The sequence below is a fragment of the Bacillus vallismortis genome (genome assembly GCF_040784915.1).
Classification (GTDB): Bacteria; Bacillota; Bacilli; order Bacillales; family Bacillaceae; genus Bacillus; species Bacillus subtilis_G.
Genome location: NZ_CP160797.1, coordinates 3,479,364 through 3,491,727, shown reverse-complemented (window position 1 = coordinate 3,491,727; position 12,364 = coordinate 3,479,364). Strand labels below are relative to the sequence as shown.

Below are 12,364 nucleotides of genomic sequence, written 5' to 3'. Positions count from 1 at the left end.
AATATGTACAAAATAGTGGATCATAAATAGGAGGAACGTCACATGTTTTGTAAGGAATGCGGTCAAAAAAATAAAGAAGGAGCCAAGTATTGTAAAGAATGCGGCACCCCGATCGGAGGGAGCAGCAGACAGGCACATAAAGAAACAGCAAGCGCTGCTGAAACGAGGCAGGCTCCGCGAAAACCAATCCCTAAGAAAACCATCGTGTTATGGAGCAGCATTGCCGCTGCGTGCGTTATATTATTCGCCGCCTATAAAACCGGAGCGTACTTTACTTCAAAGGATAGATTAGTCGACAAGTTTGAACAGGCTGTAAAGGATGAGGATCAAGATCAAATCGCGTCCCTCCTTACGCCGGTAAATGACAAGCTTAAACTGACTAAAAAGAATGTAGAACCGTTTCTTGCGTATTTGAAGGACCATCCTGACAAAAAAGATGAGCTTTTTGCATCGCTGCGTGCTGAAACAGTTCAAAAAGATATCGTATACGCGGAGAAAGACGGGAGAAGCTTGCTCGTATTTGACCATTATGATTTAAAGATAGCACCTGTTTACTTTGAAGTGACCAGCAATTATAAAAATGCAGATCTATATGTGAATAAAGAGGATGCCGGAACGGTAAAGAAAGCGGATCAAGCACAAACCCTCGGGCCGTACATTCCCGGCGAATATACCGTCTCTGCCAAACTGAAAAACGATGTCGTCGATCTCGTGAAAAAGGAAGACATTCAGGCTGTTGGCGATAACAGCTTTCGTGTTGATCTCTCATTGGAAGCAGACGATGTGACATTCAGCTTAGCGGATGACATCAAAAGCGGGAAGGGAGATTTGCTGATTAACGGCAAGTCGATTCATAAAGACCCGTTCAAATCCGTCACATACGGCCCTCTTCTGACAGACGGGTCCATGACGGCTGCGGTCGAAGCAGAGTTTCCGTGGGGAAAAACCAAAACAGCGGGCGTGCCAATCGACCATAAAGAAATGGAGATCACTTTAATTCCTGATCAAGACACACAGGAAACGATTATGAACACGATTGTCAAAACAACTAAACAGTATTCCAAAGCGCTATCAGATGGGAATACAGCCCAGATGACAGAGGCGAGCGCCAAATGGAAGGCACAGGCGAAGGATACCGTCGATTCTATGAAATACACGAATTCTTACTTAAAAGATAAATATTTAGAAACTGATTTTGATCTGGATACATTCGCTCTTTCTCAGAAAAACGACGGGACGTGGCAGGTATCAGTAAAAGGAAAAGAACTGCACCAGTCTTCTTCGTATAACGACTATACAAAATCCGAAATGACTGATGACAGTCCGAGTTACGAATATCTCCTTTCATATGATAAAAAACAGAAAAAGTGGATTTTTGAAGAAGCAGAATCAACATTCGAATCGGCCGGAACAAATATAAAGAAAATCAAAAATGATAAGCCGGAGACGTACGCGTCCGCCTGGGAAGGCTCGAAAAACAAAGACAGTGAAAGCTCTGCAAGCGGTAATGTGACAGATGAACAAGTGACATTATTTATGGGCAGTTATTTGCAAAGCCAGGCAGATGCGGTAAATCAAAATCAATTCTCGCTGATGGAAGACAGCCTTGAAAAAGGCAGTTCTCTTTATTCCGACCAGCAGCATCTCGTAACGAAATTAAATAAAGAGGGGACAACTGAAGACTTTAATAACTATGAAGTGAAAAGCTGGAGTCAAAATGGATCAGCGATCACGATTAAGACATATGAAGAATTCTATATCACAAAATCAGGCGGCAGCCCAAAACTGAGAACCTATAACTGGACCTACACAGGCACAGTGAAGAACGGAAGAATTTACTTAACGTCTATTCAATAAAAACAACCCCCATCACCAGCAGGTGATGGGGTTGTTTTTTAAAAGAATATGTAATGGAAAATCTCTTTCATATAGTGTTCGATCATAAGCTGGAATGTAACGCAGGTGATCAAATAAATGACAATCGTTGAGTAAATGACATCAACCTTTCCTTTATATGAATGCTGGTAACTGCTCAGCATCGCAGGAGGAATGGCGAAGAATGCGCCAATTAAACCAACGGCTAATATGGTGAAGCAAATGTCTGTATGCAATAAAAAGAATAAAAGGGCAAGAACCAAAATAGCTGTAAACGGAATGAGAAACGCGCCAAATCTGGAAAATGAATCTTTGAAAGATACTTGCTTTCCCGCGATTTTCAAGGCGAAAAAGATCAATGCATGCAAAAAGAAAAGAAACAGGGCAAAATAAATGGTTGGCTCTAAAAAGATTGCTGTAAAGCTTACGCTGCCGGGACCGTCTGAAAAAAGAATATAAAACATCAAAGGGGTCAGCAAACTGAACAGAACCATCGTAATAATCGCGCTGACCAGCTGTTCGCCGCCCGTTGTTTTACATTCCTGATAAGGGCGTTTCAGGACGGCCAAAACAAATGAACCGAACTGTTTTGCCGCTTGCTTTGCAGCGGCTCCAGTTTGAGCTGCCTGCTGCTGGCCTGACTGACCGGGGAGCGGTGATCCGCATTTCTCACAAAACTTTCCGCCATCTGTTTGATGGCCGCATTGAGGACAATACATAAAATAACTCCTTTACCTGTAATATAGGGAAAATAGACTAATAGTTTTATTATAAAAGAAAAATGTAGTAAAGTAACCAGTATTCATACAAAAATGCCACAAAAAAGACACGAGCCTAATAGAAGCCGTGTCTTTTTTATGCTAGTTATTAATATATTTCTCAAATACATCTCCAAAATCCTTAATATGATACTGCGAGCGAACGGATGTCAGCCAAGTGAAACCGAATTCGGTCAGCTCTTTATATTGCGTTTCAAGATTGACGTGCTCGGGGCGGGTGTGGTGAAGAATTGTCACGGCTTTATCCAAGCTTTGTTCCGCCTGATTGATTAAAATATCATTTTCATAAGTTGTTTCAGCAATCCGAAGCAGTGCTTTATATAGATCTTTTAACTTTTCAATTTGGTCTTTGTGCACATCGATGTCGAATTTTTCCGCGCCCAGTTTAAATTTAATCTCAACATCTAGATCGACTTTTCCCGCGGTTTCCAGAAAGACATCAGAAATTTTGAATTGAGAGTAAGGATAGCGTTTTAACGTTCGTTTTGAGGAAGTGGCGCGTTCTCCGTCTACATGGATCAGAGCTAGATTCGTAAAGCAGTATTCGTCTGCTTTCGTTTTAATCAAGAAATATATTTTTTCATTGTCTTCATGCATGACATAGTCATCAGCATCTGTCTTGTCATAATCCTGAGGTTCGATAATTTTTCCGATATCAGATAAGCCCAGTGCATCTGCTGCAATTTTTTTGAACATCTGTATACGTCCTTCCTAGTCAATTTGTCACTTCATTGTAGCATGGAGTGTTTCTGGCAGGCTACAAACGTTTTATACGTAACGGGCGGCATATTTCATTAATTATCTATTGAATGTCTCTCCTCATGATAAACATAAGGAAAGCAAGGGAAAAGCGGATAGGTCAGTCGCGCCTCTATCTAATCCGATTATCGCAGATGCCGTCACGAGTGTGCGTCATGATCCATAGCGCCAGGCTTAGCAACGTTATTCTTGATCTCGTTGTGATGGTCGGCATAGCCCCTTTTTTCACTATTCTTCTTTCATTGAATAGCAAACTCGGGAAAATAGAGATGAATGTCATTACCAGACTGATGGGATTCATCTTAGCGGAAGTGATGATCGGTGCAGGGCTGAAAGACATGTTTTCGATACATTCAAAAAGCAGTTCCCTTACTTGCGGGAGCTGCTTTCTATTGCTTTCGGCACGTATTGAAACACTTCTTCACTTTCAAAAAAATCAATTAAGCGGCTCACCCAGTCATAGTAATTGAGCCATTCTCTTAATTCATGTAATAGCTGGTTGACTTTCTCCTCAGTCTCAGGGGTAAGCCCGTCCTTTTGCAAAAGATCAGTCAGCTCCCGGTTTAATTTTTTATACAGTACTTTGTTTTTACTCACGACCTTAGTCCAGTTCGCCGCAAATAAAGAAATGAAGGTTTGATAATAATCCTGCTCAACGTCGTAAAGATCTTTTCTTACCCCTTTTTCAAACACCTTTTCGGCAATATTGGCATCAATCATTTCACGGACCACTTGGCTCATCCGTGTTTTGCTCATGCCTGTTGCCTCTGACAGCTCGCTTAACGTCATCGGTTTTCGATTCATATAAATAATCCCAAGCACACGTCCGACAGTGGAAGGCATGCCAAACGTCTGCATATTTTCGGCAATCTTCTCAATGAGATGCTCTTCAGCATGTTCAATGATGTCGAGAGCAGTTTTTTCCACAGCTGATCATCCCTTCAAATGGCAATTGATGGAGTCAATATATCATATTTCTGCCAGTTGTTGAAAATAGCTGAATGCAGAGAAAGAGGGAGGTATCCGGCGTAATTGTAAGAACTCCCTTTACGCCTTGGTCATAACAATAAATAATCTGTAAATAACATATAATTTCAACACATTATAAACTTTTTATTTTATAAAGTTCAAACTATAATAAAGGTTATACTTTTCAGAAAATTTATAAGGAACCTGCGGAGGTGCACGGATTGCTGAAATTGGAACAAGTGTCAAAAGTATATAAGGGCGGCAAAAAAGCTGTGAACTGCGTTGATTTAGATATTGCCAAAGGTGAGTTTGTCTGTTTTATCGGCCCGAGCGGCTGCGGAAAAACGACGACGATGAAAATGATCAACAGATTGATAGAGCCATCGTCAGGAAAGATCTTTATCGATGGAGAAAATATGATGGAACAGGACCCGGTAGAACTGAGGAGAAAAATCGGCTATGTCATTCAGCAGATTGGTTTGTTCCCTCACATGACCATCCAGCAGAATATCTCACTCGTGCCGAAACTGCTGAAATGGCCTGAAGAAAAACGGAAAGAACGGGCGAGAGAGCTGTTAAAGCTTGTGGATATGGGCCCGGAATATTTAGACCGTTATCCCCATGAGCTCAGCGGCGGACAGCAGCAAAGAATCGGAGTGCTGCGCGCACTGGCTGCGGAACCCCCTCTCATTTTAATGGATGAACCGTTCGGAGCGCTTGATCCGATTACACGTGATTCCCTTCAGGAAGAATTCAAAAAACTGCAGAGAACCTTAAACAAAACGATTGTGTTTGTCACACACGATATGGATGAAGCGATTAAGCTTGCTGACAGGATCGTGATTTTAAAAGCGGGCGAAATCGTTCAAGTCGGTACGCCTGATGAGATTCTCCGAAACCCGGCCAATGAATTTGTTGAAGAGTTTATCGGGAAAGAACGCCTGATCCAGTCAAGGCCGGATATCGAGCGGGTGGAGCAAATGATGAACAGAACGCCTGTGACGATATCAGCTGACAAAACGCTTTCCCAGGCGATTCAGCTGATGAGAGAAAAACGTGTCGATTCGCTGCTTGTTGTAGACAAACAAAATGTGCTGAAGGGCTATGTTGATGTGGAAATGATTGATCAAAACCGCAAAAAAGCGAGCGTCGTTGGCGAAGTATACCGCTCGGATATGTATACCGTACAAAAAGGGGCGCTTCTGCGCGATACGGTCCGTAAGATCCTGAAGCAGGGAATTAAATATGTTCCGGTGGTGGATGAACAGAACCATTTAGCTGGCATTGTGACAAGAGCGAGCCTTGTTGATATCGTGTACGATTCCATATGGGGCGAGGAAGACCAGCTCATGACGATCTGACCAGGGAAGGAGCTCTTTTAAGATGAATCAAATGATGACTTTTTTGCAAACGAATGGCGGAGAGCTGCTGTATAAAACAGGAGAGCATATATATATTTCACTCATTGCTGTTGTATTGGGAATTATCGTTGCGGTGCCGCTCGGCGTTGCACTTACTAGAATGAAAAAAGGCGCAGGCGCGATTATAGGTGTCGTCAACATTGTGCAAACCCTGCCGAGTTTGGCGATTTTAGCCTTTTTTATTCCGCTTCTCGGTGTAGGGAAAGTGCCTGCGATTGTCGCTTTATTTTTCTATTCGGTGCTGCCGATCCTGCGCAATACGTATACAGGCATCAAAGGTGTAAACAAAAATCTGCTGGAATCGGGAAAGGGGATCGGCATGACCGGCTGGGAGCAGATTCGGCTCGTCGAAATCCCGCTGGCGATTCCGATCATTATGGCGGGAATCCGTACGTCAACGATCTACTTAATCGGCTGGGCGACACTTGCGTCGTTTATCGGGGGCGGCGGTCTCGGTGACTACATTTTTATCGGCCTGAACCTGTATCAGCCTGAATATATCATTGGCGGCGCCGTCCCGGTCACGATCCTGGCGATTATCATTGATTATGTGCTGGCTGTGACAGAACGGAAGGTGACGCCGAAAGGACTGCAAGGGATGAAGGAAGTTTCGTAAGGAGTTGGCTCTGTTGAAAACGAAAAAAATCAAATGGCTAGGCGCGTTCGCTCTCGCCTTTGTCCTGCTGCTTGGCGGCTGTTCTCTGCCGGGACTTGGCGGCGCTTCAGACGATACGATCAAAATCGGGGCGCAAAGCATGACAGAATCAGAAATTTTAGCGAATATGATCGCGCAGCTTATTGAACATGATACCGATTTGAATACCGATTTAGTGAAAAACCTCGGGTCCAACTATGTTCAGCACCAAGCGATGCTCGGCGGTGATGTTGATATTTCTGCCACGCGCTATTCCGGGACGGATTTAACAAGCACCCTCGGCAAGGAAGCGGAGAAAGACCCGGAAAAAGCGCTGAACATCGTGCAGAACGAATTTGAAAAGCGCTTTTCCTATAAATGGTTTGATTCCTATGGGTTTGAAAACACATATGCTTTTACCGTGACAAAAACGTTTGCGGAAAAGGAGCATCTCAACACCGTGTCTGACCTGAAAAAAAATGCTTCCCAATATAAACTGGGCGTCGACAATGCCTGGCTGAAACGAAAAGGCGACGGATATAAAGGCTTTGTCAGCACGTATGGCTTTGAATTCGGCACAACCTATCCGATGCAGATCGGGCTTGTCTATGACGCGGTGAAAAACGGGAAAATGGATGCTGTTCTTGCCTATTCAACGGATGGACGGATTAAAGCCTATGACCTGAAAATCTTAACAGACGATAAGCGGTTTTTCCCGCCGTATGACTGTTCACCGGTGATTCCGGAAAAGGTGCTCAAGGAGCATCCGGAGCTTGAAGGTGTGATCAATAAGCTGATTGGGCAAATCGATACGGAAACGATGCAGGAGCTTAACTATGAAGTGGATGGCAAGCTGAAGGAGCCGTCTGTCGTAGCAAAGGAATTTTTAGAGAAACATCATTATTTTGACTAAGAAAAGAGGCGGATCATATGGAAGTACTACAGCAGCTTGGCACCTACTATTCGCAAAACGGCGGTTACGTGCTGCAGGAGTTTTACCGCCATTTTCTGATGTCGGTGTACGGCGTTTTGTTTGCGGCCATTGTTGGAATTCCGCTCGGCATCCTGATCGCCAGATACAGAATGTTAAGCGGGTGGATTTTTGCGGTGACGAACGTCATTCAGACGATCCCGGCCCTCGCCATGCTGGCCGTGCTGATGCTTGTCATGGGACTGGGCGCTAATACGGTGATATTGTCATTATTTCTGTATTCTCTTTTGCCGATTATCAGGAATACGTATACAGGGATTATCAGCATTGAACACGCCTATCTTGAATCCGGAAAAGCGATGGGAATGACGAAATTTCAAGTGCTGCGGATGGTCGAGCTTCCGCTTGCGCTTTCTGTCATTATGGCCGGCCTCCGCACCGCGCTTGTCATCGCCATCGGCATTACGGCCATCGGGACATTTGTCGGTGCAGGCGGACTCGGGGACATCATCGTCAGGGGATCAAACGCAACAAACGGTACCGCGATTATATTGGCGGGCGCGATCCCCACGGCTCTGATGGCGGTGATTGCTGATTTGGTCATGGGCTGGCTTGAACGCGCGTTAAGCCCGATTAAAAAGAAGAAAAAACTGGCCGGCGCCGCATAAGAAAAAACGCCTTGTGGAAAAAACAGGGCGTTTTTTACGGCTTCGGCACATATTTAAAAATCTCTTCGCTCTCAAAAAACTCAATCAAACGGCCGAGCCAATGATAATAATCGAGCCATTCCTTTAATTCCTTCAGCAGCTCATTCACTTTTTCTTCCGCTTCAGGGGTAAGCTCTTCGTCCAAGATGCTGAGCAGCTCCCGATTGAGTTTTTTATGCATCATTTTATTTTTGCTGACGACTTTGCTCCAAGTGGCTGTAAACAGCGTGATAAACGTTTGGTAGTAATCTTGCTCCACCTCATATAAATCTTTTCGCACGCCCTTTTCAAATACCTTCTCGGCAATGTTGGCATCAAGCATTTCCCGCACAACCTGGCTCATGCGAGTTTTGCTCATGCCGGTCGCTTCAGACAATTCGGTCAGCGTCATCGGTTTTCGATTCATATAAATAATGCCCAGCACACGTCCGACCGTAGAGGGCATTCCAAATGCATGCATGTTTTCCGCGATTCTTTCTACTAAATGGTCTTCAGCTTGTTCAATGATCGTTAACGGATCTTTCTCCAACGGTTTCAATCCTTTCAGCTAACAATTCCGATGTCAATATACCACATTTTTGATACGGCGGAAATGCTGTAACAAGAGAATTTGGCAGGAAATTGGAGCAATAAGGAGATCATTGCAGGTCAATGGGGGTAAATCAGCATTTATACATACTTTATAAACAATATGAACAAATTGTAAACTTTTTATTTTATAAACTTTATTCTATAATGGGAAGCATTCAATTGTCTGAAAAATTAAATATAAACTGAACGAATTGAATAAATTTAATTTTGGAGGTGCGATGTTTGCTGACATTAGAAAATGTCTCGAAAACATACAAGGGCGGCAAAAAAGCCGTGAATAACGTGAATCTTAAGATTGCAAAAGGCGAATTTATCTGTTTCATCGGCCCGAGCGGCTGCGGAAAAACGACAACAATGAAAATGATTAACCGATTAATTGAGCCTTCCGCCGGCAAGATTTTCATTGACGGCGAAAACATCATGGAACAGGACCCTGTCGAGCTTAGGCGTAAGATCGGCTATGTCATTCAGCAGATCGGCCTGTTTCCGCATATGACCATTCAGCAGAACATCTCACTTGTTCCTAAACTGCTGAAATGGCCTGAACAGCAGCGGAAAGAGCGGGCGCGTGAACTTCTGAAATTGGTCGATATGGGACCGGAATATTTGGACCGTTACCCTCATGAATTAAGCGGGGGACAGCAGCAGCGAATTGGTGTATTACGGGCACTTGCCGCGGAGCCGCCGCTTATCTTAATGGATGAACCGTTTGGGGCGCTCGACCCGATTACGAGGGATTCCCTTCAGGAAGAATTTAAAAAACTGCAAAAAACCTTACATAAAACCATCGTATTTGTTACCCACGATATGGATGAAGCGATTAAACTGGCAGACCGGATTGTGATTTTGAGAGCGGGAGAAATCGTTCAAGTTGGAACGCCCGATGACATTTTGAGAAATCCGGCTGATGAATTTGTTGAAGAATTTATCGGCAAGGAGCGGCTGATCCAGTCATCCAGCCCTGATGTTGAACGGGTTGACCAGATTATGAACACGCAGCCCGTGACGATCACCGCGGATAAAACGCTTTCTGAATCGATTCAGCTGATGAGGCAGAAGCGTGTCGATTCTTTGCTTGTCGTCGATGACGGGCATGTTCTCCAAGGCTATGTGGATGTTGAAATCATTGATCAATGCCGGAAAAAAGCCAATCTTGTAGGAGAGGTTTTACATGAAGACCTTTACACCGTATTGGGCGGCACATTGCTGCGCGACACGGTCCGCAAAATTTTAAAACGGGGTGTCAAATATGTCCCTGTTGTGGATGAAGACCGGCGCTTAATCGGAATTGTGACGAGAGCGAGTCTGGTCGACATTGTGTATGACTCCCTTTGGGGAGAAGAAAAGCAGCTCACGGTGTTGTCATAGGGAGGCGATAAGTCATGCATCATATTGTTCAATTTTTGCAAACCAACGGGGGAGAGCTCCTTTATAAAACATATGAGCATATCACGATATCGCTCATTGCTGTCATCTTAGGCGTAATCGTTGCCGTACCCCTCGGGGTTGTGCTTACCAGAATGAAGAAGGGGGCCGGCGCGATTATCGGTATTGTCAATATCATTCAAACGCTGCCGAGTCTGGCGATTCTCGCTTTTTTTATTCCGCTCTTAGGTGTCGGGAAAGTTCCGGCTATTGTGGCCTTGTTTTTCTATTCCGTTCTGCCGATTCTGCGCAACACGTATACCGGCATTCGCGGCGTCAACAAAAATCTGCTCGAGTCTGGTAAAGGCATCGGAATGACGCCGGCTGAACAAGTCCGTTTGGTGGAACTGCCGCTTGCCGCGCCTGTCATCATGGCGGGAATCAGAACATCGACGATTTACTTAATCGGCTGGGCTACGCTTGCTTCCTTTATCGGAGGCGGCGGATTGGGGGATTACATTTTTATCGGACTGAATTTATATCAGCCGGAATATATCATTGGCGGCGCGGTGCCCGTCACAATATTGGCGATTGTGATAGATTATGTGCTGGCGGTGGCTGAACGAAAACTGACACCTGCCGGCATGCAGAGATTGAAGGAAGTTTCATAAGGAGGCGGCTCATGAAAAGAAAATATCTTAAATGGATGATCGGTTTAACGCTCGCAGCAATGATGACGTTGAGCGGCTGTTCGCTTCCGGGCCTCAGCGCCGCTTCAGACCAGACCATTAAGATCGGCGCGCAAAGCATGAGCGAATCAGAAATCATCGCCAGCATGCTTGGCCAGATGATCGAACACTATACTGATCTGAAAACAACAACCATTAAAAATCTCGGTTCCAACGCGGTGCAGCAGCAGGCCTTAATGAACGGGGAAATTGACATCGCGGCCACAAGATATACCGGAGACGCGCTGACAGGCACGCTGAGAATGGAACCGGAAAAAGATCCGGACAAAGCGCTGGCGCTGACACAGCGGGAGTTTAAAAAAAGATACGATTTAAAATGGTATGATTCCTACGGGTTTGATAATACGTACGTCTTTACGGTCAGCCAACAGCTTGCGGATCAATATCACTTAGAAACCGTATCAGACGTTAAAAAATGGGCGCCGCAATTAAAGCTGGGCGTTGATAACTATTGGATGAAGCTGAAGGGGAACGGCTATAAGGATTTTACAAAAACCTACGGCATGGCATTCGGCGGCACGTATCCCATGCAGATCGGGCTTGTGTATGATGCGGCGAAAAACGGAAAAATGGACATTGTGCTTGCATATTCCACGGACGGAAGAATCAAGTCCTATGGGCTCAAAATGCTAAAGGATGATAAACAATTTTTCCCTCCGTACGACTGCTCTCCGGTTGTTCCGGAACATGTCCTGAAAGAACATCCTGAACTAGAAGGCATCATCCAGAAAATGATCGGGAAAATCGGCACAGCCACGATGCAGGAGCTTAACTACGAAGTCGACGGCAATCTAAAAGAACCGTCTGTTGTTGCCAAGGAATATTTAGAAAAGCATCACTACTTCGAATCGTGAAAGGGGGACGAAGCCAATGAACGTGCTTGAACAGTTAATGACGTACTATGCGCAAAACGGCAGCTACGTCATGGAAGAATTCGGCCGACACTTTCTCATGTCGGCTTACGGCGTCTTGTTTGCCGCTGCCGTCGGAGTTCCGGCCGGAATCCTTATTGCGCATTTTCGCCGCTTGTCAGCTTGGGTGTTTGCCGTAACAAACGTTATTCAGACAATCCCGGCGCTTGCCATGCTGGCCGTCTTGATGCTTGTTATGGGGCTCGGCGCAAACACCGTGATTGTATCATTATTTCTGTATTCCCTCCTGCCGATTATCCGAAACACGTACACAGGCATTGTCAGCATTGAACACGCCTACTTAGAATCGGGAAAAGCGATGGGCATGACGAAATTTCAGGTTCTCCTGATGGTTGAGCTCCCGCTGGCGCTTTCTGTCATTATGGCAGGCTTGCGCACGGCTCTCGTCATTGCCATCGGGATTACAGCGATCGGCACATTTGTCGGCGCCGGGGGTCTCGGGGATATGATCGTCCGCGGATCAAACGCGACAAACGGAACTGCGATTATTCTCGCCGGGGCGATCCCGACTGCGGTGATGGCGGTAGGAGCAGATTTGATAATGGCCTGGCTGGAGCGGGCATTAAGTCCGGTCAAGAAAAAAAGAACCAGAGCGAAACGCGTTCAAACAGCGGCATAGAATAGAAAAAGAGGCTTGGATGACTCCAGCCTC

The 12,364-nt window shown here is 45.2% G+C and carries 13 protein-coding genes; 9 read left to right on the top strand and 4 right to left on the bottom strand.

The window, feature by feature from the left end; translation table 11 throughout:
* Positions 1–42 precede the first annotated feature (42 nt).
* Entirely contained in the window at positions 43–1,857 is a 1,815-nt protein-coding gene (locus ABZM97_RS17495; protein ID WP_367387019.1) for a zinc ribbon domain-containing protein, read from the top strand.
* A gap of 38 nt (positions 1,858–1,895) precedes the next feature.
* Here the strand turns inward: ABZM97_RS17495 and ABZM97_RS17490 are convergent, their stop codons facing one another.
* From ABZM97_RS17490 to ABZM97_RS17480, 3 genes are all read right to left on the bottom strand, one after another.
* Positions 1,896–2,594: a zinc ribbon domain-containing protein gene (locus tag ABZM97_RS17490; protein WP_367387018.1), complete on the bottom strand. Its 699-nt coding sequence runs from the start codon at positions 2,592–2,594 to the stop codon at positions 1,896–1,898.
* Positions 2,595–2,735: 141 nt separating this feature from the next.
* A complete protein-coding gene (locus ABZM97_RS17485; protein WP_087991164.1) occupies positions 2,736–3,350 on the bottom strand; it encodes a PH domain-containing protein in 615 nt (204 codons plus the stop codon).
* 432 nt (positions 3,351–3,782) lie between these two features.
* Positions 3,783–4,340: a GbsR/MarR family transcriptional regulator gene (locus ABZM97_RS17480; protein ID WP_087991163.1), complete on the bottom strand. Its 558-nt coding sequence runs from the start codon at positions 4,338–4,340 to the stop codon at positions 3,783–3,785.
* Between the two features lie 263 nt (positions 4,341–4,603).
* Between ABZM97_RS17480 and opuCA the strand changes: the two genes are divergently transcribed.
* Genes opuCA through opuCD form a run of 4 tightly spaced genes read left to right on the top strand, consistent with a single transcriptional unit; the run spans position 4,604 to position 8,036 of the window.
* Entirely contained in the window at positions 4,604–5,743 is a 1,140-nt protein-coding gene (gene opuCA / locus ABZM97_RS17475; protein ID WP_202328017.1) for an osmoprotectant ABC transporter ATP-binding protein OpuCA, read from the top strand.
* Between the two features lie 22 nt (positions 5,744–5,765).
* Positions 5,766–6,419 carry a glycine betaine/carnitine/choline/choline sulfate ABC transporter permease OpuCB gene (gene opuCB / locus ABZM97_RS17470; protein ID WP_087991162.1) on the top strand — a complete coding sequence of 218 codons (654 nt, stop codon included), beginning with the start codon at positions 5,766–5,768 and terminating at the stop codon, positions 6,417–6,419.
* A 13-nt stretch (positions 6,420–6,432) separates the two neighbouring features.
* Positions 6,433–7,350: an osmoprotectant ABC transporter substrate-binding lipoprotein OpuCC gene (gene opuCC / locus ABZM97_RS17465; RefSeq protein WP_289348208.1), complete on the top strand. Its 918-nt coding sequence runs from the start codon at positions 6,433–6,435 to the stop codon at positions 7,348–7,350.
* Between the two features lie 17 nt (positions 7,351–7,367).
* On the top strand, positions 7,368–8,036 hold the full coding sequence (opuCD, locus tag ABZM97_RS17460) for a glycine betaine/carnitine/choline/choline sulfate ABC transporter permease OpuCD (protein ID WP_087991160.1): 669 nt from the start codon (positions 7,368–7,370) through the stop codon (positions 8,034–8,036).
* 34 nt (positions 8,037–8,070) lie between these two features.
* On the opposite strand, the gene ABZM97_RS17455 is transcribed toward opuCD, so the two are convergent.
* Entirely contained in the window at positions 8,071–8,604 is a 534-nt protein-coding gene (locus tag ABZM97_RS17455) for a GbsR/MarR family transcriptional regulator (RefSeq protein WP_087991159.1), read from the bottom strand.
* A 284-nt stretch (positions 8,605–8,888) separates the two neighbouring features.
* Here ABZM97_RS17455 and opuBA point away from each other — a divergent pair, with 284 nt between their 5' ends.
* Genes opuBA through opuBD form a run of 4 tightly spaced genes read left to right on the top strand, consistent with a single transcriptional unit; the run spans position 8,889 to position 12,331 of the window.
* A complete protein-coding gene (gene opuBA / locus ABZM97_RS17450) occupies positions 8,889–10,034 on the top strand; it encodes a choline ABC transporter ATP-binding protein OpuBA (RefSeq protein WP_202328021.1) in 1,146 nt (381 codons plus the stop codon).
* A 14-nt stretch (positions 10,035–10,048) separates the two neighbouring features.
* Positions 10,049–10,702, top strand: a complete 654-nt coding sequence (gene opuBB, locus ABZM97_RS17445) for a choline ABC transporter permease OpuBB (protein ID WP_148962770.1) — start codon at positions 10,049–10,051, stop codon at positions 10,700–10,702.
* Between the two features lie 11 nt (positions 10,703–10,713).
* The gene (gene opuBC / locus ABZM97_RS17440; protein WP_087991156.1) at positions 10,714–11,634 is read left to right on the top strand and encodes a choline ABC transporter substrate-binding lipoprotein OpuBC; all 921 of its coding nucleotides are present in this window, start codon (positions 10,714–10,716) and stop codon (positions 11,632–11,634) included.
* A 16-nt stretch (positions 11,635–11,650) separates the two neighbouring features.
* The gene (gene opuBD, locus ABZM97_RS17435) at positions 11,651–12,331 is read left to right on the top strand and encodes a choline ABC transporter permease OpuBD (protein ID WP_367387017.1); all 681 of its coding nucleotides are present in this window, start codon (positions 11,651–11,653) and stop codon (positions 12,329–12,331) included.
* The last annotated feature ends 33 nt before the right edge of the window (positions 12,332–12,364 follow it).